This window comes from Microbacterium sp. NPDC078428, from assembly GCF_044542535.1.
Lineage (GTDB): Bacteria > Actinomycetota > Actinomycetes > Actinomycetales > Microbacteriaceae > Microbacterium > Microbacterium limosum.
Genome location: NZ_JBITUP010000001.1, coordinates 577,664 through 599,657 on the forward strand (window position 1 = coordinate 577,664; position 21,994 = coordinate 599,657).

22 protein-coding genes are annotated in these 21,994 nt (G+C 71.3%); 11 read left to right on the forward strand and 11 right to left on the reverse strand.

Features of this window, described 5'->3' with window-relative positions; all coding sequences use genetic code 11:
- Positions 1-3: 3 nt before the first annotated feature.
- The 3 genes from ACIGCK_RS02745 to ACIGCK_RS02755 all read right to left on the reverse strand — a co-directional run bounded on the left by ACIGCK_RS02745 (position 4) and on the right by ACIGCK_RS02755 (position 2,988).
- Positions 4-468, reverse strand: a complete 465-nt coding sequence (locus ACIGCK_RS02745) for a MarR family winged helix-turn-helix transcriptional regulator (RefSeq protein ID WP_396663594.1) — start codon at positions 466-468, stop codon at positions 4-6.
- An 11-nt stretch (positions 469-479) separates the two neighbouring features.
- Positions 480-2,171, reverse strand: a complete 1,692-nt coding sequence (locus ACIGCK_RS02750) for an MDR family MFS transporter (RefSeq protein WP_396663596.1) — start codon at positions 2,169-2,171, stop codon at positions 480-482.
- A gap of 172 nt (positions 2,172-2,343) precedes the next feature.
- A complete protein-coding gene (locus ACIGCK_RS02755) occupies positions 2,344-2,988 on the reverse strand; it encodes a YqaJ viral recombinase family protein (RefSeq protein ID WP_396663598.1) in 645 nt (214 codons plus the stop codon).
- A 327-nt stretch (positions 2,989-3,315) separates the two neighbouring features.
- On the opposite strand from ACIGCK_RS02755, the gene rplJ reads away from it, so the two are divergent.
- Together rplJ and rplL are read left to right on the forward strand one after the other, a co-directional pair.
- On the forward strand, positions 3,316-3,831 hold the full coding sequence (rplJ, locus tag ACIGCK_RS02760) for a 50S ribosomal protein L10 (protein ID WP_396663599.1): 516 nt from the start codon (positions 3,316-3,318) through the stop codon (positions 3,829-3,831).
- Between the two features lie 42 nt (positions 3,832-3,873).
- Complete coding sequence (rplL, locus tag ACIGCK_RS02765) at positions 3,874-4,266, forward strand: 50S ribosomal protein L7/L12 (protein ID WP_330171268.1); 393 nt, start codon at positions 3,874-3,876, stop codon at positions 4,264-4,266.
- 61 nt (positions 4,267-4,327) lie between these two features.
- On the opposite strand, the gene ACIGCK_RS02770 is transcribed toward rplL, so the two are convergent.
- On the reverse strand, positions 4,328-5,350 hold the full coding sequence (locus tag ACIGCK_RS02770; RefSeq protein ID WP_396663600.1) for a LacI family DNA-binding transcriptional regulator: 1,023 nt from the start codon (positions 5,348-5,350) through the stop codon (positions 4,328-4,330).
- 268 nt (positions 5,351-5,618) lie between these two features.
- Between ACIGCK_RS02770 and ACIGCK_RS02775 the strand changes: the two genes are divergently transcribed.
- The 3 genes from ACIGCK_RS02775 (at position 5,619) to ACIGCK_RS02785 (ending at position 9,167) form a co-directional block, all read left to right on the forward strand.
- Positions 5,619-6,947: an ABC transporter substrate-binding protein gene (locus ACIGCK_RS02775; protein ID WP_396663601.1), complete on the forward strand. Its 1,329-nt coding sequence runs from the start codon at positions 5,619-5,621 to the stop codon at positions 6,945-6,947.
- A 115-nt stretch (positions 6,948-7,062) separates the two neighbouring features.
- Positions 7,063-8,196: a sugar ABC transporter permease gene (locus tag ACIGCK_RS02780; RefSeq protein WP_330171270.1), complete on the forward strand. Its 1,134-nt coding sequence runs from the start codon at positions 7,063-7,065 to the stop codon at positions 8,194-8,196.
- The gene (locus tag ACIGCK_RS02785) at positions 8,196-9,167 is read left to right on the forward strand and encodes a carbohydrate ABC transporter permease (protein ID WP_330171271.1); all 972 of its coding nucleotides are present in this window, start codon (positions 8,196-8,198) and stop codon (positions 9,165-9,167) included. Before ACIGCK_RS02780 ends, ACIGCK_RS02785 begins: the two co-directional genes overlap by 1 nt.
- Before the next feature lie 69 nt (positions 9,168-9,236).
- Here the strand turns inward: ACIGCK_RS02785 and ACIGCK_RS02790 are convergent, their stop codons facing one another.
- The gene (locus ACIGCK_RS02790) at positions 9,237-9,923 is read right to left on the reverse strand and encodes a DUF305 domain-containing protein (protein ID WP_396663602.1); all 687 of its coding nucleotides are present in this window, start codon (positions 9,921-9,923) and stop codon (positions 9,237-9,239) included.
- A gap of 1 nt (position 9,924) precedes the next feature.
- Complete coding sequence (locus tag ACIGCK_RS02795; protein WP_396663603.1) at positions 9,925-10,623, reverse strand: DUF3105 domain-containing protein; 699 nt, start codon at positions 10,621-10,623, stop codon at positions 9,925-9,927.
- A 159-nt stretch (positions 10,624-10,782) separates the two neighbouring features.
- On the opposite strand from ACIGCK_RS02795, the gene ACIGCK_RS02800 reads away from it, so the two are divergent.
- The 6 genes from ACIGCK_RS02800 (at position 10,783) to ACIGCK_RS02825 (ending at position 17,975) form a co-directional block, all read left to right on the forward strand.
- On the forward strand, positions 10,783-12,129 hold the full coding sequence (locus ACIGCK_RS02800) for a multidrug effflux MFS transporter (protein ID WP_396663604.1): 1,347 nt from the start codon (positions 10,783-10,785) through the stop codon (positions 12,127-12,129).
- Between the two features lie 35 nt (positions 12,130-12,164).
- Positions 12,165-12,833 (forward strand): phosphatase PAP2 family protein, encoded by a 669-nt coding sequence (locus ACIGCK_RS02805; protein ID WP_396663606.1) that lies wholly within the window; start codon positions 12,165-12,167, stop codon positions 12,831-12,833.
- A 91-nt stretch (positions 12,834-12,924) separates the two neighbouring features.
- Positions 12,925-15,363, forward strand: coding sequence for an FdhF/YdeP family oxidoreductase (locus tag ACIGCK_RS02810; protein WP_396663607.1), 2,439 nt, complete (start codon positions 12,925-12,927; stop codon positions 15,361-15,363).
- A gap of 86 nt (positions 15,364-15,449) precedes the next feature.
- Entirely contained in the window at positions 15,450-17,033 is a 1,584-nt protein-coding gene (locus ACIGCK_RS02815) for an SDR family oxidoreductase (protein WP_396663608.1), read from the forward strand.
- A 10-nt stretch (positions 17,034-17,043) separates the two neighbouring features.
- Positions 17,044-17,547 carry a molybdenum cofactor biosynthesis protein B gene (locus tag ACIGCK_RS02820; protein WP_396663610.1) on the forward strand — a complete coding sequence of 168 codons (504 nt, stop codon included), beginning with the start codon at positions 17,044-17,046 and terminating at the stop codon, positions 17,545-17,547.
- Positions 17,547-17,975, forward strand: a complete 429-nt coding sequence (locus ACIGCK_RS02825) for a molybdenum cofactor biosynthesis protein MoaE (RefSeq protein WP_396663611.1) — start codon at positions 17,547-17,549, stop codon at positions 17,973-17,975. Before ACIGCK_RS02820 ends, ACIGCK_RS02825 begins: the two co-directional genes overlap by 1 nt.
- A gap of 3 nt (positions 17,976-17,978) precedes the next feature.
- On the opposite strand, the gene ACIGCK_RS02830 is transcribed toward ACIGCK_RS02825, so the two are convergent.
- The 5 genes from ACIGCK_RS02830 to ACIGCK_RS02850 are packed head-to-tail and all read right to left on the reverse strand — an operon-like array spanning position 17,979 to position 21,960.
- On the reverse strand, positions 17,979-18,212 hold the full coding sequence (locus ACIGCK_RS02830; protein WP_396663612.1) for a MoaD/ThiS family protein: 234 nt from the start codon (positions 18,210-18,212) through the stop codon (positions 17,979-17,981).
- Positions 18,212-19,099 (reverse strand): NTP transferase domain-containing protein, encoded by an 888-nt coding sequence (locus tag ACIGCK_RS02835; RefSeq protein ID WP_396663614.1) that lies wholly within the window; start codon positions 19,097-19,099, stop codon positions 18,212-18,214. Before ACIGCK_RS02835 ends, ACIGCK_RS02830 begins: the two co-directional genes overlap by 1 nt.
- A 4-nt stretch (positions 19,100-19,103) precedes the next feature.
- Positions 19,104-19,577, reverse strand: coding sequence for a cyclic pyranopterin monophosphate synthase MoaC (gene moaC, locus ACIGCK_RS02840; RefSeq protein ID WP_396663616.1), 474 nt, complete (start codon positions 19,575-19,577; stop codon positions 19,104-19,106).
- Entirely contained in the window at positions 19,574-20,824 is a 1,251-nt protein-coding gene (gene glp / locus ACIGCK_RS02845; RefSeq protein WP_396663618.1) for a gephyrin-like molybdotransferase Glp, read from the reverse strand. Before glp ends, moaC begins: the two co-directional genes overlap by 4 nt.
- Positions 20,821-21,960, reverse strand: coding sequence for a ThiF family adenylyltransferase (locus tag ACIGCK_RS02850; RefSeq protein WP_396663620.1), 1,140 nt, complete (start codon positions 21,958-21,960; stop codon positions 20,821-20,823). Before ACIGCK_RS02850 ends, glp begins: the two co-directional genes overlap by 4 nt.
- Positions 21,961-21,994: the final 34 nt, after the last annotated feature.

Below are 21,994 nucleotides of genomic sequence, written 5' to 3' on the forward strand. Positions count from 1 at the left end.
CCGTCAACGTCCCGGAGCCTCGCCGGATGTCAGCGCGTGGAGCAGGCGGGCGAGGGTGCGGATGTCGTCGACGTGCCAGTCCGCGAGCGTCGCCGCGAGCCCTCCGCCGTCGCGTGAGCGGGCGTCCTCGAGGCGGGCGATGCCCTCCGGCGTGGCGGAGATCAGGCTCGAGCGGCCGTCGCCGGGATCGGGGCGGCGCTCGACGAGGCCGAGGCTCTCGAGTTCCCGCACCGTGCGACTGACCTGCCCCTTGTCGGCCGTCAGGGCCTCGGCGAGGGCGGACGGGGTGAGGGGACCGTGGCGCACGATCGTGGTGAACGTCTTGTATGCGACCGGCAGCATCCCGGGGCTCAGGCGCTGCGCGCTGGCGTGGATGACCTTCCGGAATCGGGCGATCAGCTCGCCGAACTCGGATTCGAGAGCGCGCACCGCGTCGATCCGTTCGTCCGGCGAGCCGATTCCGTCCATGACCCACGACACTACCGGCGCGGGGGGCGAGCGGATGCCTCGGCATCCGTCGCGGCGATGCCCGCCGCCGAGCCCGCTGCGGCCTCGCCGGCCGCCTCGGTCGCAAGCCCCGCCTCGGACGCGGCCAGCCGCTCCTGGGTGGTCGCGCGGTGGAGGGACCTGTTGGGGAGGAACATCACCGCGATGAGGCTGATGACCGCGAGCGGCACGGCGATGAGGAACGAGTGGGAGATGCCCTGGGCGTAGATGTCCTCGACGATGACGCGCACCGAGGCGGGAAGCGTGTTCACCGCCGGCAGGGTTCCCGACGTCAGCTGCGCCGCCACGTCCGCGCCCCGCTCCCCGAGGCCCGCGATCGCCGCGCCGAGCCGCGCCTGGCTCGAGGCGAAGAGGTCGGTCACGCTCGCCGCGAGCGCCGCGCCCATCGCCGACACGCCGATCGTGCCGCCGAGGCTGCGGAAGAAGGTCACGCCGGAGCTGGCGGCGCCCATGTCCTGGGGGCGCGCGGTGTTCTGCACGATGAGAACGAGGTTCTGCATGGTCATGCCGACCCCCGCGCCGAGATGGAACATGTAGACGGACACGAGCACGAAGGGCGTGTCGTAGTGCAGGGTGGACAGCAGCGATGACCCGGCGATGAGCAGCACCGACCCGGCGACGAGGTAGGGCTTCCAGTGACCGTACCGCGTGATCAGCTGGCCGACGACGATCGAGGCGACGAGCAGGCCGCCGATCATCGGGAGGGTCATCAGGCCCGCCTCGGCGGGGCTCGCGCCGCGGGACATCTGCATGTACTGGCTGAGGAAGACCGAGGTGCCGAACATCGCCACGCCCGTCGCGATGGAGGCCACGACGGAGAGGGTGAAGGTGCGGTCGCGGAAGAGCGAGAGCGGGATGAGCGGCTCGCGGCTGCGGAGCTCGACGAGCACGAACAGCACCGCCCCGAGCAGCGCTCCGCCCACCATGAGCGCGGTCTCGACGCCCCACCAGGGGTAGGAGTCGCCGGCGCCCGTGATCCACACGAGCAGGAGGGACACGGATGCCGCGAGCAGCACGATGCCGACGTAGTCGATCGAGACCCGGTCGCGCCGGCGGCGCGGCAGGTGCAGCGTGCGCTGGAGGATGACGAGGGCGGCGATCGCGAACGGTATCGCGACGTAGAAGTTCCACCGCCAGCCGATGCTGTCGGTGATGAGACCGCCCAGAAGCGGGCCTCCGACGGTGGCCACCGCCATGACCGCGCCGAACAGGCCCATGTACCGGCCGCGCTCGCGTGGGCTCAGGATGTCGGCCATGATCACCTGGCTGAGCGCGGCGAGACCGCCGGCGCCCAGGCCCTGGACGGCGCGGAACGCGATGAGCGTTCCCGTGTCCTGCGCGAACCCGGCGGCCGCCGTCGCGAGCACGAAGATCACGAGCGCGAGCTGGATGAGCAGCTTCCGATCGACGAGGTCGGCGAGCTTGCCCCAGACGGGTGTCGAGATCGCCGTCGTGAGCAGGGTCGCCGTGACGACCCAGGTGAAGGCGGCCTGATCGCCCTCGAGGTCGTGGATGATGACGGGCAGCGACGTCGAGACGACGGTCGCGGCGAGCATCGAGACGAACATGCCCAGGAGCAGGCCCGACAGGGAGGGGAGCACGCCGCGTCGCGGAAGGGGCGCGGCGGAGGCGTCGGTGGCGGTGGTGCCGGAGGTCGTGGTCATGCGGGCCCTTCTTCACGTGTGCGGGGCGCGACGACGTCGGCGCGATGATTGATCCACGTCAAATATATGTGGATGTTTGACATGGATCAACAAGTTTCTCCGCGCGATGGCGCGCCGAACGGAGGCCGCTGCGCGCCGTGGCCACACGAGCGTCGCGATGCAGCCGCGACGCTCAGTCGGCGAGGGCGAGCGCGCGAAAGGCCTCTCGGGCGGGCGCCGGCTGCGGCATCCGTGCCCCCGTCGTCCGCCGATGCAGCTCGTTGATGAGAGAGGAGGCCAGGTGTACCAGTCGGTCGATCTCCCGCTCGTCGCGGTCGACCCACGCGCACCGGGGCTCGTCGCCGACCGGTACGAAGTCGGTGTGCTGCTCCCACGCGACGAGGGTTCGCTCCGCGCCAAGCACGTGCTGCTGCCACCACACCTGCCGGAGGTAGGAGCGGGGGATCGAGCGCCACGCCTTGTTGGTCGTCTTGATCTCCGCGAGCAGGATGCGGCCGTCGGTCGTCACGGCCACCCCATCGGGTGTCGCGAGGTGCCTCGGTTCGACCACCGCGTGGAAGAGCGCGCTCGACGGGCGGATGCCGTGGGTCGCCGCCACCCACGATGCGATCTCGGGCTCGCGGCGGCGTCCGTGGTCCGTGTACGCGTTGCCCGAGAACCGGGAGCCCAGGAGCTTCGCGTCGGCGGCCTTGCGGATCGCGTTCTCGCTCGTGAGCGTCGCCACGTCGGTGGCCGTGATGCCCCGCGACCGCGCCCGTACCCACGCGACCCGGTCGCGGCTGTCGGCCACGATCCGTGCGGCGAGTTCGGGGGTCACGCCCTCGACCCTAACCCCGCCCGCCGCGCGACGTCGGCCCGGCACGCGGGGCGCGGCGCGTGCCGGCGGGGGCGATCGTGGCGGGATTTGGCGGCGAGGCCGGCGGCGGGTAGAGTGGCCGAAGCCGAAGACCGCCGGTCGTCGGTGCGGACGAGAGTCCGCGCCGATCGAAGCACTGCACAGCAGGGGCCCGCGCAGGTGACACGAACGACATCCGATTCAGGATCGAAGCTCCGTGCGCTTGCGCTCGGAGCTTTTTTTGTGCGTGAGGGGGCCTCGGCCGGTGCCCCGCCATCGTGGGGCGCCTCGTACACACAAGGAGTGGCCATGGCGCAGAAGGATGCATCGGTCGCCGAGCTCTCGAAGAATTTCGAGGACTCGACCGCCGTACTGCTGACCGAGTACCGCGGCCTGACGGTTGCCGAGCTCAAGGAGCTCCGCAACAGCATTCGTCAGGACGCGGAGTACGCCGTGGTGAAGAACACGCTGACCAAGATCGCGGCGAACAAGGCCGGGATCTCGGAGCTGGATGACGAGCTGAAGGGCCCGTCCGCCATCGCCTTCGTCCACGGTGACCCCGTCGCCGTGGCCAAGGGCCTGCGCACCTTCGCCAAGGCACACCCTCACCTCGTGATCAAGGGCGGCTACTTCGACGGTGCCGCCCTGACCGCGGATGAGGTCAACAAGCTCGCCGACCTCGAGAGCCGTGAAGTCCTGCTGGCGAAGCTCGCCGGCGCGATGAAGGCCTCGCTGTTCGGCGCTGCCTATCTCTTCAACGCTCCGCTGTCGAAGGCCGTTCGCACGGTCGACGCGCTGCGTGAGAAGCAGGAGTCCGCGGCCTGAGGGCGCGCGGCGTGAACAAACCCCATATCAAGGAGACACATCATGGCAAAGCTCAGCACTGAGGAGCTGCTCGACGCGTTCAAGGAGCTCACGCTCATCGAGCTGTCCGAGTTCGTGAAGAAGTTCGAGGAGACCTTCGAGGTCACCGCTGCCGCTCCCGTCGCCGTGGCCGCCGGCCCCGCCGCCGGTGGCGCGGGTGGCGCCGAGGAGGCCGCCGAGGAGAAGGACTCGTTCGACGTCATCCTCGAGGCCGCCGGCGACAAGAAGATCCAGGTGATCAAGGTCGTCCGCGAGCTCACCTCGCTCGGCCTCGGCGAGGCCAAGGCCGTCGTCGACGGCGCCCCCAAGGCCGTGCTCGAGGGCGCGACCAAGGAGGCCGCCGAGAAGGCCAAGGCTTCCCTCGAGGAGGCCGGCGCGACGGTCACCCTGAAGTAATCAGGTTCCACGCGACGACGAAGGCCCCGGGCATCCGCTCGGGGCCTTCGTCGTCGGCGCATCACACCGCCGCAAGCGTGTGCGCGGGCGGAGCGGTCGACGCGCGCACGACGAGCCTGGCCGGGGCCGAATGGCGCACGGGCCGCGCGTCGGCGCCGGCGATCTGCTCGAGGAGCAGTCGCACGGCCTCCTCGCCCTGCGCGGCCGGATCCTGCTCGATGGTGGTGAGCGCGAACATGTCGGCGTAGTCGTGACCGTCCACCGCCACGACGCTGAGCTGAGCGGGCACCGCGATGCCGAGCCGGCGGGCCGCGATCATCGTCCCGATGCCGATCTCGTCGCAGGCGGCGACGATGCCGCTGGGCCGGCTCGTGCGGTCGGCCAGCAGAGATGCTGCGGCGGCGTAACCGTCGGGAAGCGTCAGCGTCGCGGGCTCCAGCCTCGCGCTCCCCGCGAGTCCCGCCTCCGTCATGGCGGCCAGATACCCCGCCGAGCGGTCGTCGACGTCGCGCGCCGAGGGCTCCGACGGCGGCGTCCGCCCGAGGAAGGCGATGTCGGTATGGCCGAGGGTGAGCAGATGCTCGGTCATCATCCGCCCGATCAAGAAGTTGTCGACCCCGAGCGTCGTGATTCCCGGCAGCTCGTTGCCGATGTGCAGGAAGGGCTTGCCGTAGTCCCGCAGGCGTTCGATGTCGTCGTCGTCCGGCTCGAGGGCGACGGCCAGGACGCCGTCGAACCGCTTGCGCGCGAGGAAATGGGCGTAGAGGCTCTCGCGGTCGCGGGAATCGGGTTCTGCGACGAAGAGGGTCAGGTCGAATCCGGCGCTGATCAGCGATCGCTCCACGCCCTCGATGACCGAGCCGAAGTACCAGCGATTGACGCGGGGAACGATGAGCGCAATGTTGTGCGTGCGGCCCGTGACGAGGCTCGCGGCGTTGGTCGATGCGACGTATCCGAGCCGCTCGGCGGCGTCCCGCACGCGCGAGCGGGTGTGCTCCGACACGTAGCCGCGGCCCGTGAGCGCCCGGCTGGCGGTCGACTTCGACACCCCGGCGGCGCGGGCGACGTCGGCGATCCCGCTCATCGCGCCTCCTTTGGCCGACTCCGACTGGTTGGGTATGGAAACGTTTCCATCCGATCGTGGCACCTCTTTGTGCCCTCTTGACGATCGAAGGTGACGTTAGCACGCGTGATTTCGTGCGGTTCCACGAGGTTATTAAGTTGTGATCTGCCGTCGTTGTGGCGGGCCAGAGCGCTCATCTACGGTGAGCATGGAATCGATTCCCTAACCGTGTCCTGCGGCAAGGTGATCCACAGCGCGAACAACACGCGTACTCGATGAGGAGGACCAGATGGCAAACATGCGACGGGGCAGGATCCTCGTTTCGGCGTCGGCACTCGCGGTGGGCGGACTCGTCCTCGCCGGGTGCACCGGCGGACCTGGCGCGTCCGACGGCGGCGGTGACGGCGGGGGAGGCGACAACGTCGTGACGATCTACGGCACGATCGTCGACACCGAGGCCGAGCTGCTCAACGAATCGTGGGCGGAGTGGGAGGAGGAGAACGGCATCGACATCGAGTACGAGGCCTCCCAGGAGTTCGAGGCCCAGATCGCGGTCCGCGCGCAGGGCGGCACCCCGCCCGACCTCGCGATCTTCCCTCAGCCGGGCCTCCTCGCCGACATGGCAGACCGCGGCTATCTCGTTCCCGCGCCCGAGGCGGTGGCCGACAACGTCGCGGAGTACTGGTCGGAGGACTGGGCGGCGTATGGCACGGTGGACGGCACCCTGTACGGAGCGCCGCTGATGGCGAGCGTCAAGGGATGGATCTGGTACTCGCCGTCGACCTTCGCCGAGAACGGCTGGGAGGTGCCGACGACCTGGCAGGGGCTGCTCGATCTCACCGCGCAGATCCAGCAGAGCACGGGGGCGCCGCCGTGGTGCGCCGGCTTCGGCTCGGACGCGGCGACCGGTTGGCCCGGCACCGACTGGATCGAGGACGTCGTCCTGCGCCAGTCCGGCACGGACGTCTACGACCAGTGGGTCGCGAACGAGGTTCCGTTCACCGACCCGCAGATCGCATCGGCGTTCGACGAGGTCGGCAAGATCCTGCTCGACCCGAACTACGTCAACGCCGGGTTCGGCGACGTCCAGTCGATCGGCACGACGCCCTTCGGCGACCCGGCCTCGGCGCTGGTGTCGGGCGACTGCCTCCTGCACCACCAGGCCTCGTTCTACGACGGCTTCATCACGGATGCCGGGGGCACCGTGGCCGAGGACGGCGACATCTGGGCCTTCCTGACCCCGCCCTTCGAGGAGGGTGCCGAGGGTGCTGTGGTCACCGGCGGTGGCGAGATCGTCGGTGCGTTCGACGACCGCGAGGCCGTCCAGATGGTGCAGGAGTACCTGTCCAGCCCCGAGTGGGCGAACAGCCGCGTGAGCCTCGGCGGCGTCATCTCGGCCAACAACGGACTCGACCCCGAGAACGCCTCGAGTGAGATCCTCTCGGCGGCCATCGCGATCCTTCAGGATCCCGAGACGACGTTCCGCTTCGACGCGTCCGACCTGATGCCCGGCGCCGTCGGCTCGGGAACGTTCTGGGCGGGCATGCGCGACTGGGTGGGCGGCACGCCCACAGCCACGGTGCTCGAGCAGATCGAGGCGGGCTGGCCTTCCAGCTGACCCGCGCGGCTCGTGGGGCCGCCCCTTTCCCGGGGCGGCCCCACTCCCTACCCTGGGGGCAGGCCGAGCACCTCTGCGCCGCCCCGAGTTCGACGAAGCACTCGAAAGGACCCTCGTGACCGCCTTCCTCCAGTGGCTGAGCACGATCTCGCCGTGGCTCGAGATCCCGATCATCATCGGTGCCTTCCTGATCGTGATCGCGCTGCTGCTCTTCTTCATCGAGATCGCCCCCCGCAAGGGGCGCATCTACACGGTCATCCGCCTCGCCGCCTGCGTCCTCATCCCCCTCGTTGTGCTGTGGGCGCTGCAGTCCTACGCGTGGGCGATCCTCGCCGCGGGGGTGATCGGTCTCCTCTTCTTCTGGCTCGATCTCCGGGCGAAGGAGGGTGCGGGGTACATGTTCCAGCTCGTCGGCTTCCTGAGCCCCGCGCTCGTCCTGCTCGTCATCGGGCTCGTGATCCCGTCCATCCAGACGGTCTTCCAGGCGTTCATGAACTCGCGCGGCACCGCCTTCGTCGGATTCGACAACTTCGCCTGGGTCTTCTCGACCCCGAGCGGCATCCGCACGATCATCAACACCATCGTGTGGGTGCTCATCGCGCCGGTCGTGTCGACCATCGCGGGCCTGGCGTACGCGTACTTCATCGACAAGACGCGCGGTGAGAAGTACTACAAGATCCTCGTCTTCCTCCCGATGGCGATTTCATTCGTGGGGGCGTCGATCATCTGGCGCTTCATGTACACGGCCCGTCCCAGCGATCAGAACCAGATCGGCTTCCTGAACCAGGTGATCGTGTGGCTGGGGGGCGAGCCGATCAACTTCCTCGCCGCGGAGCCGTGGAACACGCTGTTCCTCATCGTCGTGCTCATCTGGGTGCAGACCGGTTTCGCGATGGTCGTGCTGTCGGCGGCAATCAAGGGTGTGCCCACGGAACAGCTGGAGGCCGCCGAGCTCGACGGCACCAACGGGTGGCAGCGCTTCATCAACGTCGTCGTCCCCGCCATCCGGCCCTCCCTCATCGTCGTCCTGACCACGATCTCCATCGCCTCGCTGAAGGTCTTCGACATCGTCCGCACGATGACCGCCGGAGCGAACAACACCTCGGTCATCGCGAACGAGATGTACACGCAGTTCCGCAGCTTCGAGACCGGCCGGTCCGCGGCCTTCGCCGTGATCCTGTTCGTCCTCGTGATGCCGATCATCATCTACAACGCAAGACAGCTCTCCAAGCAGAGGGAGGTGCGCTGATGAGCGCAGTACAGCCCGTCGAGCTGCCCCTGGACAAAGACTCCCGCAGAGAGCTCGCCCGGGGCGAGAAGAAGGCCGAGCGGGAGGCGCTCGGTCGCACCAAGAAGCGCCTCACCTCGCGCTGGGCGACGCTCGCCGCGCTCGTCATCGCCGTCCTGTGGACGCTGCCGACGTTCGGCGTCTTCGTCTCCTCGTTCCGTCCTCGTGAGTTGATCCAGACCACCGGCTGGTGGACGATCTTCGAGAACTGGGGCTTCACGCTCGACAACTACGCGACCGCGCTGCAGTCGGGCAACAGCCAGCTGGACATGGCGGGCGCCTTCGTGAACTCGTTCGCGATCACGCTCCCCGCCACCGTCGTCCCGATCGTCATCGCCTCGCTCGCGGCGTACGCGTTCGCGTGGATGGACTTCAAGGGCAAGAACATCCTCTTCCTCTTCGTGTTCGCCCTGCAGATCGTGCCGATCCAGATGGCGCTGATCCCCCTGCTGCAGCTGTTCTCGCAGGGAACCATCTTCGGGGTGCCGGTGATCCAGGCGATCGGTGCGTCGGGCTACTCGCAGGTGTGGATCGCGCACACGATCTTCGCGCTTCCGTTGGCGATCTATCTACTGCACAACTTCACGTCGGAGGTCCCGGCCGACGTGATCGAGGCGGCCCGCGTCGACGGTGCGGGGCACGGGCAGATCTACTTCCGGATCGTGCTGCCGCTCACCGTTCCGGCGCTCGCGTCGATCGGCATCTTCCAGTTCCTGTGGGTGTGGAACGACCTGCTCGTGGCGTTGATCTTCGCCGACGGCAACGTCGCGCCCATCACGAAGCTCCTCGCCGAGATGACGGGCAACCGCGGTCAGGACTGGTACCTGCTCACGGCGGGCGCGTTCATCGCGATCCTGGTGCCGCTCATCGTCTTCCTGGCGCTCCAGAGATACTTCGTGCGGGGGCTGCTCGCAGGCTCGACGAAGGGGTGACACCCGCCGCGTCCGGCGGCTCGATGCAGGGGGGTGGCTCGCAGTCCGCCGGACGCGGAGGGTGCCGCATCAGTCGGCGCTGCACCCCAGGCGCTCGGATGCCGCGGCCATCGCGTCGATCTCGAAGCGCTGCGTGTCTTTCATGCCCTGTGCGACGTGGCGGACGCGGGGCTCGGAGCCGAGCTCCAGCACCGCGTCGACCATGTCGATCGCGCCCTCGTGGTGCGTCGTCATGAGATCCAGGAACATGCAGTCGGCGGCCGGCCCCGACGCCGCCTCGAATGCGGAGAGCTGCGCGTCAGTCGCCATGCCCATCTGCACGAGCAGGTCCTCTTCCCTCAGCGTCTCCCGGGCGGGCGCGCCGTGGCCGTGGCCCGAGGCATCCGTCATCCACGCCATCGTCGGACCCCCCGCCTGCGGGAGGCCCCACGAGACGAGCCAGGAATACATCTCGCCCTGCTGCGCCGACTGCGCCGTGGCGATGTCGTACGCCAGCGCCCGCAGCTGCGGGTCCTCCGTCTCCCGGTACAGCGTCATCGCCATGTCCACCGCCTGAGCGTGGTGCAGCTGCATGTCGCGCGCGAAGCCGGCCTCCGGCGACGTCGTGGTGGGGGAGGCGGCCTGGTCGAGGGCGCCGAAGGTCGTGAATCGGCCCGCCGCGAACGCCAGGGCGGCGACGGCGAGAGCGGCGAGCGTCGCCAGCAGCCACCGCGGCGGGCCGCTGCGGGTCGGCCGGGCGGCGGGGTCGGCCGTCACCTCAGACCCGGCTCTCGCCGTCGATCGCGCCGGTGCAGACCGCGTTCGGCTCGGGCGCCTGGTCGCTGCGCCAGTACTCCTCGAAGAACTGGGGGATGCGCTCGTCGTCGACCGAGTCGACCTTCAGCTGCGAGTTCCACCCGCTGAGGGTCACGGGGGAGTCCATCCCCTCGTACGGCGAGAGGATGTAGTAGCTGGAGGGCATGTAGGAGCGCAGCGTGTCGAGGTCCTCGCCCTGCACGAGCTCGGGGTCGTACGTCACCCAGATCGCGCCGTGCTCGAGGGAGTGCACCGCATACTCGTTCTGCTGCGGCTGGGAGTACTCGCCGCAGTTCAGCCAGTACTGGTTGTGCGGGCCGCCGGCGGGCGGCGACTGCTCGTAGTCGACGGTTCCCTCCACGTGGGAGGTGTCGTGCGAGAACGTCTCGACCCCCTCGATCTGCATCCCGGAGCCGACTCCCGCCTCGTAGGTCGGCCGCGGCGCCGGCTGGAAGACGATCGAGGCGACGACCACGCCCACGACGGCGAGCGCGGCGACGCCTCCGACGACCCACCACATGATGCCGGTGCGGCGCCGCTTGGCGACCTGCCGCTGGTATTCGGCGAGCTTCTCGGCCCGCTTGGCCTCACGCTGCTGCTTGACGGTCAGGGCCTGCTCGGCCTGCTTGGCGGGGTTGCCGCTGGGCTTCTTGGGGGACATGCTGCGGTGCTCTCGGCTCGACGGGTCGAAAGTGTGGCGCCGTGCGCCATCCCGCAAAGTCTATGTGCGCGCCTCGTGCCCAGCCTGGACGGCCGCTGCGAGCGCGCTAGACTGGGGATCGAATCGATTCGATCCGACTTTGGGATCAGGAGAACCTGCGTGCTCGATACCGCCAACGTCCCCGTCGTCCGTCCCGGTCAGGCGGCCGAGGCCGACCGGCGACCCCGCACGGATGCGATCCGGACCCTCGGATCCAATCCCGCCACCGCGCCGATCATGCTTCACCCGGGCGACAGCATCTCCGCGGGCCGCCGGCTCCTGTACGTCATCCTGCTCGGCGCCCTGACCGCCCTGGGCCCCTTCACGATCGACCTCTACCTGCCCGCGTTCCCCGTCCTGGAGACGGACTTCGACACCACCGCGGCAGCGATCCAGCTGACGCTGACCGGCACGATGCTCGGCTTCGGGCTCGGCCAGCTGCTGGTCGGGCCGCTGAGCGACAAGGTGGGGCGCCGCATCCCCCTCCTCGCGGTCACCGCGCTGCACGTCGTCTCGAGCGTCGCCGCGGCGCTCGCCCCGACGCTCGAGACGCTCGGCATCACTCGCGTGCTGATGGGCGCGGGCGCGGCGGCGGGCGGCGTCGTGGCGATGGCGATCGTGCGCGACCTCTTCGGGGGCCGGCGCCTCGTCGTCATGCTCTCGCGTCTTGCGCTCGTCTCCGGGGTCGCGCCCGTCGTCGCGCCTCTCATCGGCTCGGGACTTCTGCTGGTCATGCCGTGGCGCGGCCTGTTCGTGGTGCTCGCGATCTACGGCGCCGTCATGCTCGTGGCTGCGCTCATCTTCATACCCGAGACGCTGCCGCGCGAGCGCCGGTCCGAGCGAGGGACGACGACGGTGTGGCAGCGGTACGGCAGCGTCCTGACCGACCGGGTCTTCCTCGGCGTGCTCGTGATCGGCGGCATGACCTTCAGTGGTCTGTTCTCCTACTTGTCGGCCTCGTCGTTCCTCTTCCAAGAGAGCTTCGGCTTCGACGCGCAGCAGTACGGCCTCCTCTTCGCCGTCAACTCGATCGGGCTGGTGATCGGGGTGCAGGTCGCATCGCGGCTGGCGGCCCGCTTCGGTCCCCAGTGGGTGCTCGCGTATTCCACCGCGATGCTCTTCGTGTCGGCCGTGGCGATCATCGTCTTCGATCAGCTCGGTCTCGGCCTCTGGGGCATCCTGATCCCGCTGTTCGTCTTCATGGTGACGTGCGGTTTCACGTTCCCGTGCGCGCAGGTGCTCGCTCTCGACCGCCACGGCAAGGCGGCGGGAACGGCCGCCTCGCTCCTGGGCGCCGTCAACTTCGGCGTCGCGGGCCTGGTCTCGCCCGTCGTGGGTTGGTTGTCGGCCGATTCGGCGATCACCGGCACGACGATGGCAGCCGTGATGGCGGGCTGCGCCGTGATCGGTATCCTCGCCCTCTGGTTCGTCGTGCGGCCGCGCAGCGTCCAGGCGCTCACGCCGTGACCGGCGGCGGGCGTCCGCGCTGGCACAATGGCGCGATGGATGCCTCACACCTCGCCCGTATACGCACCTGGCTCGTCGTCGGCGCCGCGCTGGCCGTGCTCGGAATAGCGCTTGGCGCGTGGATCAGCATCGGGCGGGGCAACGATCCCTTCGCGGTGGACGCGGCGTGGTCCGCGTGGCTCGCGGCCGGTCGCACGGAGATCCTGCTCTCGTTCTCCTACGCCATGAACTTCCTCGGCGGCGGCTGGTTCGGCATCCTCGCCCTGCCGCTGGCGGTGGTCGCCGTCCTGCTCGTGCTGCGACGCCCGTGGGCGGCGGCGTACTTCCTCGTGGCATCCGCGGTGTCGGCGGGTCTCGTGCAGGTGTGCAAACACCTCTTCGGCCGCGCGCGGCCCGAGGAGATCATCGTCGTGTCCGACTTCGGATCGTTCCCCTCCGGTCACGTCGCCAACGCCGCGACGATCGCGGTCGCGCTCTTCGTCGTCTTCCCGGGTGTGTGGGTGGCCATCGCCGGAGCGGCATGGACGATGCTGATGGCGTTCTCCCGCACATACCTCGGCGCGCACTGGCTCAGCGACACTCTCGGTGGAGCCCTGCTCGGGGCGGGATCGGCGTTGCTGGTCGCGGTGCTCTTCGCGCGGCTGCTCGACAGCGAGTTCCGTCGGCGGGCGGGATCGCGCCCCGTCGCGGAGGTGGCGTCCTGAGCGCCCCGGGTTCACGGTCGGGCGCTGAGGGAGACCTGGCTCGGTCCCTATCGGCATAGGTAATCCGCCTCTCGGGGCGTACCATGGCCGCATGGCGACGAAGCCCCCCACCACAGACATCGACGAGTCCCGTCTCCACGTCACGCGACCCAAGAAGGTCGCCGTCGGCGTGCCCGCGGTGCTGCACGCCCTGCAGATCGCGAACGAGCAGATGGGCGTCACGCGCAGCATCCGCACGCTCATGCAGGTGAACCAGAAGGACGGGTTCGACTGCCCCGGGTGCGCCTGGCCGGAGGAGGACAAGCGCCACATCGCGGAGTTCTGCGAGAACGGCGCGAAGGCCGTCGCCGAGGAGGCGACGGTGCGCCGGGTGGGGCCCGATTTCTTCGCGACGCACTCCATGGAGGATCTGCGCGGCCACGACGACTGGTGGCTCGGGCAGCAGGGCCGGCTCACCCAGCCGATGATCCTCGACGAGGGCGCGACGCACTACCGCCCCATCTCGTGGGACGACGCGCTCGGCGAGATCGCGGCGAGCCTGCGCGGCCTCGACGACCCCGACGAGGCCGTCTTCTACACCTCGGGTCGCACCTCGAACGAGGCGGCGTTCCTCTACCAGCTGCTCGTGCGGGGCCTCGGCACGAATAACCTCCCCGACTGCTCCAACATGTGTCACGAGTCGAGCGGTTCGGCCCTCACCGAGACCATCGGGATCGGCAAGGGGACGGTGTCGATCGAAGACATCCACGAGGCCGATCTGCTCATCGTCGCCGGGCAGAACCCGGGAACGAACCACCCCCGCATGCTGAGCGCGCTCGAGAAGGCGAAGGCGCGCGGCGCCACGATCGTCGCGATCAACCCACTGCCCGAGGCGGGGCTGCTGCGGTTCGAGAACCCGCAGACGCCCAAGGGCGTCATCCTCGGCGGGACCAAGCTCGCGGATCAGTTCGTGCAGATCCGCCTCGGCGGCGATCAAGCGCTCTTCCAGGCGATCGGCAAGCACCTCCTCGAGGTGGAGGAGCGCGAGGGCGGCGTGCTCGACCGCGCCTTCATCGACACCCACACGGTGGGCTTCGACGAGTACGTCGACGAGATGAGCCGCGTCGCGTGGAGCGAGCTCGAGACCGCCACGGGCGTATCCGAGGCATCGCTGCGCCACGTCGCGGAGACGGTGCGCACCTCGAAGGCCACGATCGTCTGCTGGGCGATGGGGCTCACGCAGCACAAGCACTCCGTGCCGACGCTGCGGGACGTCGTGAACGTCCTTCTCCTGCAGGGGAACATCGGCCGGGCGGGGGCCGGTGTCTGCCCCGTGCGGGGCCACTCCAACGTGCAGGGCGACCGCACGATGGGCATCTACGAGAAGCCTTCCGAGGCGTTCCTCGAGGCGCTCGACCGGGAGTTCTCGTTCACCGCGCCCCGTGAGCACGGCTACGACACCGTCGAGGCCATCCGCGCGATGCGCGACGGCAAGGTGCGCGTCTTCCTCGGCATGGGCGGCAACTTCGTCAGCGCGACGCCCGACACGCGGGTCGTCGAAGACGGGATGTCGCGGTGCGATCTGACCGTGCACGTGTCGACCAAGCTCAACCGCTCGCATGTGGTCACCGGTCGGCGCGCGATCATCCTGCCGACCCTCGGACGCACGGATCGGGACGCACGGGCGGGGGGCGAGCAGCGCGTGACCGTCGAGGACTCGATGGGCGCGGTGCACGCGTCGCGCGGGCGGCTCGAGCCGCCGTCCTCCGACATGCTCAGCGAGGTCGCGATCATCGCCCGACTCTGCGCGCTCGTGTTCGCCGACGCGGCCACGGGGGTGAGCCCGCGGAACGCGGCGCCCGCCCACGACGGCGACGTCGACCGCGATCAGGTGGAGCGCACGGCCGCCGAGGAGGCGAGCGGCCCGGATCCCGCCGGCGTGGAAGCCGCGGCGAACATCCCGCGGGCCGACTGGGCGGCCCTGGAGGGCGACTACTCGCTCGTCCGCGCGCACATCGAGCGCGTCATCCCGGGCTTCGACGACTACGAGAAGCGCATCGCGAAGGGGCGCACGTTCTTCCTCCCGAACGGTCCCCGTGACGGGCGGCGGTTCGCCACGGCTTCGGGGCGGGCGCATTTCACGGCCAACCCGCTCGAGTACCCGCGCATCCCGGAGGGCCGCCTGCTGCTGCAGACCCTGCGCTCGCACGATCAGTACAACACCACGATCTACGGCAAGGACGACCGCTATCGCGGCATCCACGACGGACGCCGGGTGGTGCTCGTGAACGCGGAGGACATCGCCGCGCTGGGCTTCGCGGACGGCGACATCGTCGACCTCGTCTCCGAATGGCCGCGCACCGACGGATCGCTCGAGGAGCGGCGCGCGGAAGCGTTCCGCATCGTGGAGTACCGAACGCCTCGGGGCAACGCCGCGGCGTACTACCCGGAGACGAACGTGCTCGTGCCGCTGGATTCGACCGCCGACGTCTCGGGGACCCCCACCTCGAAGTCGGTGATCGTGCGCCTGGAGCGCCCCGCGGCATCCTGATCCCTCCGCGGGGACCCTCCCGCGTGCCGCGATGGACCGTGTCAAGCGGCTTGTCGGGGTCGGGGTCGGCGCGTACGGTTCGAGGCATGCTGGAGACATCCGCCCCCACGGGCCGCGAAGAGGCCCTGCGAGCCGCGCCGCGCGCGGACGGGGAGCAGCCGCGCGCGCTCGTGCTCGGCTCCACCGGGTACATCGGCGGCCGCCTCGTGCCGCGGCTGCTGGCCGCGGGCTATCGGGTGCGGGTGCTCGCCCGCGACCCGGCGCGCGTCGCGGCCTACCAGTGGGGCGACCGGGTCGAGATCGTCATCGGAGACGCGACGGACGTGGCGGCGGTCACCGAGGCCACCCGGGGCGCCGACGTGATCTACTACCTCGTGCACTCGATGGGCGGCGGGCGCTCGTTCGAGGAGACCGATCAGCGCGCGGCCCGGACGCTCGCGGATGCCGCGGCGGCCGCCCGGGCGGGGCGAATCGTCTACCTCGGCGGGCTCCATCCGGATGACGCGACGCTCTCACGCCACCTGCGCTCGCGCGTGGAGGTCGGCGAGATCTTGCTGGCCAGCGGCGTGCCCGCCCTCGTGCTGCAGGCGGGCGTCGTGATCGGCTCGGGGTCCGCATCGTTCGAGATGGTGCGCCATCTCACCGAGGTGCTGCCGTATATGCCCGCGCCGAGATGGGTGCGCAACCGCATTCAGCCGATCGCCGTACGAGACGTGCTGCACTACCTCCTGGGTGCCGCGAAGGTCGATGCCGACGTGAACCGCGCCGTGGACATCGGCGGGCCCGACGTGCTGCGGTACGGCCAGATGATGAACGGCTACGCCGTGCAGGCGGGCCTGCGCCAGCGACCCATCGCGGCGCTGCCGGTGCTGACGCCGGGACTGGCCTCGCACTGGGTCAACCTCGTCACCCCGATACCGCGGTCGATCGCCCGTCCGCTCGTGGAGTCGCTGCAGAACGAGTGCATCGTGAAGAACCGCGACGTCGACGCGCTCATCCCGCGCCCCGAGGGCGGGCTGACGCCCTATCGGCGGGCGGTGGCCCTCGCGCTCGGGCGCGAGCGGGCGGGCGGTGTCGAGACGAGCTGGCAGGATGCCGCCGTGCACGACGCCCCGAGCGACCCCCTGCCGGCAGACCCGGAGTGGGCGGGCCGGATGGTGTTCACAGACCTCCGCTCGGCGGACACCCGGGCGCCCGCCGAGGACCTGTGGGCCGTCATCGAGGGCATCGGGGGCACACGGGGCTGGTACTCGTGGCCCCTCGCATGGGCGGCGCGGGGATGGATGGACAAGATCGTCGGCGGCGTCGGGCTGCGGCGCGGCCGCCGGCATCCCGACCGCCTCGTCGTCGGGGACGCGCTCGATTTCTGGCGCGTCGAGCAGGTGGAGCGCGGCGGTGGCGAGCAGCCGTCGCAGCTGCGCCTGCGGGCGGAGATGAAGGTGCCGGGGCTCGCCTGGCTCGAGATGCGCGCGGTGCCCACGGCCGGCGGCGCCACCTACGAGCAGCGGGCCGTGTTCTTCCCCCGCGGCCTCGCGGGGCGGCTGTACTGGTTGGCGGTGCTGCCGTTCCACGGCTTCATCTTCGCCGGGATGGCCGCTCGCATCGTCGCCGCGGCCGAGGCTCGGGAGGATGCCGAGCAGGCCGACGCCGACCGCGCCGACGCGGCCTAGAGTGAGGGGGATGCATGCCCCTGACACCTCCGCGCCGTCCACCGCCGCGGTCATCACCGTCTCCGACCGCTCGGCCTCGGGCGAGCGGTCCGATCGCAGCGGCCCCCTCGCCGTCGCCGCTCTCCGGGACGCCGGGTGGGCGTGCGCGGAGCCGGCCGTCGTCGCCGACGGCGACGACAGCGTCGAGGCCGCGCTGCACGCCGCACTCGGGTCGGGCGCTCGCCTGATCGTCACGACGGGCGGCACGGGCGTCGGTCCCCGGGACCGGACGCCCGAGGCAACGGCGAGGGTGATCACGCGCGAGCTGCCCGGCATCGCCGAGGAACTGCGTCGTCGCGGAGCCGCGGAGAAGCCCGGCGGCATGCTCACGCGGGGCCTCGCCGGCGTCGTCGATCCCTCGGCGGCCCTCGTGGTCAACCTGCCGGGCTCCACCGCTGCGGTGGCCTCCGGGATGCCCGTCGTCCTCTCGGTCGCGCGGCACGTCGTCGATCAGCTCGCGGGCGGCGACCACTGATGGGCGGGGTGCGCCTGGCCCGGATCAGCGCCGATCCGCTCGATCTCGATGAGCACCTCCGCGCCGTCGACGACGCGGCGGCCGGTGCGCTGACGACCTTCGTCGGCCGCGTCCGCGACCACGATCCGGATGCCTCGGGTACGGTCGTCGCCCTCGAGTACACCGCCCATCCGGACGCCCCCGAGACCCTCGTGCGGCTCGCGGACGCCGCGATCGGCGACGGATCGGCGGTCGTCGCCGTCAGTCATCGCGTCGGCCGGCTGTCGGTCGGCGACGCCGCGGTGGTCATCGCCGTGGCCTCGCCGCATCGCGCCGAGGCCTTCGAGGTGTGCCGGGAGATCATCGAGACCATCAAGACCGACCTGCCGGTGTGGAAGCGTCAGATGGAGGCGGACGGCACGACCGCGTGGAAGGGGCTCGGCGGCTGAGGCTCACCCGCCGGCGAACGGCGGCAGCACGTCGACCGTGGCGTCGGCCGCGAGCGGTGCCGCGTCGTCCACCCGCGATCCGCCCACGAGCACGGCGCACCGGGGCAGGATGCCGGTGAGCGACGGGTACTCGGCGAGCAGCGCCGCCCGCAGGTCGCCGAGCGTCGTCTCGGGTCGGGACTCCTCGTCGCGACCCGTCGCCTCCTCGACGGCGGCGAAATAGCGCACCCGTGCCATCAGGACCCGTCCCGCTTCCACGCGGCGGCGAGGTCCACGACGGCGGCGACGGCCTCGCGCACCTGCTCCGGCGACCCGCCCGCGCGGCCGGCGACGAAGCCCGCGGCGAAGGCGCTGAAGGGAGCGGCGGGACGTGCGACGTCGTTGGCGACATCCCGCGCGAGGTCGAGCACGAGCGATACCGGCAGGTCGTCGCCGGTGAGGTCGAAGCGCTCGCGCAGGGCGGCGGCCCACGCGTCGAGGGCCTCGGGCGGAAGGGTGCGGGAATTCTCGCTGGACATGGTTCTCTCCGTCTCCGGCGCGGCCTGCGGCACCCCCTGGCGCCGCCGCGCCTCCTCCAGATCCTGCCACGTGTCCACGTCGAGGGCGCTCTCATCGGCGTCCTGAACATCCCTCACACGCAGGTCGGCCACGAGCGCCCGTACGGGCAGGTCGCGGCCGCCGTGGGGGAGCGCGGATGCCGCGGCCCGGAGCGCCTGCGCCCGGTAGATCGCCGTGAGGGGCTGCGCGCGGCCCCCGGCATCCACCATCCTGACGCCGTCGGGCCCCGGCCGCGCGGCCCGGAGGCGTGCGACCGCGTCGCGCGCGCGCGGAAGGTCTGCGGGCAGCACGAGGACCCAGGTCGCGTCGGTGTGAGGGAGCGCGGCGACGATCCCCGCCACGGGGCCGCCGAAGGGCGGGTCCTCCCGCACCCACCGCACGCGCGGGTCGTCCCGCAGCGGCGGCGCGGCGACGACGATGCGGCGCGCTCCGGCATCCGCGGCGGCATCGACCGCCAGGGTCAGCAGGGGGCGTCCGCCGACCTCGAGCAACGGCTTCGCGACGCCGCCGAGCCGCGAGGCCCGGCCGCCCGCAAGGATGATCGCGTCGAGCGAGCCGTCGATCATGCCGCTATGCGCCGGGCCGAGTCCAGGAGCCGGAGCGGCCGCCCTCCTTCGCGGTGATGCGCAGGTCCTCGATGGAGGTGGACTTGTCCATCCCCTTCACCATGTCGACGATCGCGAGGGCCGCGATGCTCACGGCGGTCAGCGCCTCCATCTCCACGCCGGTGCGATCGGCCGTGCGCACGGTCGCCTCGATCTCGACGCCGTCGTCGGTGATCGACAGATCGACCGCCGCACCGTGCACGCCGATGACGTGGGCGAGGGGCAGCAGGTCGGCGCACTTCTTGGCGCCCTGGATGCCGGCGATGCGCGCGACCGCGAGCACGTCGCCCTTGGGGGCCGTGCCGTCCCGGAGCGCGCCCACGACGTGGGCGGCGCAGCGCACGAAACCGCGGGCGGTCGCGGCGCGGACGGTGGGCTGCTTCTCGGTCACATCGACCATGCGGGCGTGGCCGGCGGCATCCAGGTGCGTGAAGCTCATGTGACCAGCATGACATCGACCATGTCGCCGACGTCGACGCCCTCGACGTCGGCCGCGACGATCGCGTAGGCCTCGGCGTGCGCGAGCCCGCCCGCCAGGTGCGAGCCGGAGCCCCCCGCGCTGGCCGGTGCGACCAGCCAGCGGGCGGGATCCGAGCGGTCGATGGCGGCGGGCAGGTACTGGCGCCGGCCGAGGGGAGTGCGCCACGCCGTCGCGGCCTGCAGGCGCAGGAGCGGGCGGTGCAGCGCGCGTCGCCCCTGAAGGGCCAGGAGCGCGGGCCGCACGAACGTCTCGAACGACACGGCGGAGCTGACGGGGTTGCCGGGAAGGCCGAAGAAGAGCTCCCCACCGCCGAGCACGCCGAAGGCCTGGGGCTTGCCGGGCTGCATCGCGACCTTGGCGAACTCGACCTCCCCTCCCCGCGAGAGCACCTTCTTGACGACCTCGTAGGCGCCTGCGCTCACACCGCCCGAGGTGATGACGACGTGCGCCCCGGCATCGCGGGCCCGCGAGAGGACGTCGAGGAAGGCGGCATCGCTGTCGTCGACGCTCTCCACCAGGACGACATCCGCGTCGGCGCCCCGCGCGAGGTGCTCGAGCAGGACGGAGTTGGACTCGGGGATCTGTCCGCGCCGCAGATCGGCCCCCGGGGGCGCGAGCTCCGTGCCGGTGGAGACGACGGCGACGCGCGGGCGCTCGTGGACCGTGACGGCCTCGACACCGGCGGCGGCAGCGGCGGACAGGGCGAAGGGGCCGAGCCGCTCGCCGGCGTCGATCACGACGTCTCCCGCGCGCAGATCCGTGCCGCGCCGGCGGATGTGGGCGCCGACGCCCCGCGGCGGGCGGACGACGGCGACGGGCTCCAGCCCGCCGCCCAGACCGGCCTCGGTGTCCTCGAAGGGGACGATCGCGTCGGCGTCGGCGGGGACGGGAGAGCCGGTCATGATGCGGGCGGCCTCCCCGGCCGCCAGCGCCGGGTCGAGCGCGGTGCCCGCGGGCAGGTCGGCGACGACGCGGAGGACGACGGGGCTGCCCGGCGCGGCGGCCGCGGCATCCGCGTATCGGACCGCGAAGCCGTCCATGGCGGAGTTGTCGAAGACGGGGATGTCGACGCGGGCGAGGACCGGCGCCGCGAGCGTCGAACCGGCGGCGTCGCGGAGCCGGCGCGACGATGCCGGAAGGGGGCTCGCCGCGGCGATGACCCGGCCCTGCTGATCCTCGACGCTTCGGAGCGCGGCCCCGCTCACGCTCGGATCCTCGTCCCCGTCAGCATCGCGGCCCACGCGTCCATCCCGCCGGTGAGGACGACGGCGTCGACCCCCGCGCCCCGCAGCGCCTCCGCCGCCCGGCGCGCGCGCATGCCCGCCTGGCAGATCACGATCGTCGGAGTGGTGCCGGAGGGGGGCGCCGCCGCCTCCGGGTCCGCGAGCACGGCGGCGAGGGGGACATGCCGGATGCCGTCGATCGTGCCGCGCGAGAGCTCGTGCTGCTCCCGGACGTCGAGCAGGTCCGGTCGCGCGTCGCCGGCGAGAGCGGCCCTCAGGGTCGCGGCGTCGATGTGCGGGGGAAGGGGCGGGGCGAGGGATGCCGCGGCATCGGCGCTCTCGCGCCCCGGGGCGGCGCCCACGAGCGGCACCTCGCGCTGCCGGGCCGCCAGCGCGTCGATCACGAGTACGCGTCCCAGCAGCGGCTCGCCGATGCCCGCGATGAGCTTGATCGCCTCCATCGCCAGCAGCGAGCCGACCTGCAGGCACAGGGCGCCCAGAACGCCGACGTCCGCGCACGTGGGGACGTCGCCCACCGAGCCCGGGGGGTAGAGGTCGCCGAGCACGACGGGGGAGGAGCCCGCGGGGGGCGCCGACCAGAACACCGTGACCTGCGCGTGCATCTCCTGCACGGTGCCCCATACCAGCGGCATGCCCGCCCGCTGCGTCGCCGCGGCGACGGCCTCGCGGGTGTCGAAGGTGTCGGTGCCGTCGATCACGAGGTCCGCGTCTGCGAGCAGGCGGGCGGCGTTCTCGGACGACAGGCGCTCGCACACCGCCACGACGCGCGTCTCCGGGGAGAGGCCGGAGACGGCCCTCGCGGCGCTGTCGACCTTGGGCCGGCCGACGTCGGCGTGGGCGTGGATGACCTGGCGCTGGAGGTTCGAGGGCTCCACGTCGTCGTCGTCGATGATCGTGAGCGTGCCGATCCCGGCCGCCGCGAGCGCGAGGACGACGGGGGAGCCGAGTCCCCCGGCGCCCACGACCGCGACGTGCGCGGCGGCGAGGCGCCGCTGACCGACATCGCCGAGGGCGAGCAGGCTCGTGTGTCGCGCGGTGCGCGCGCGCTCGGCGTCGCTGAGCGCGGCGACGGGCTCGACCAGCGGAGGCAGAGGCATCCCTCCAGGCTAGTCCGGCGCGCACGACGCGGCG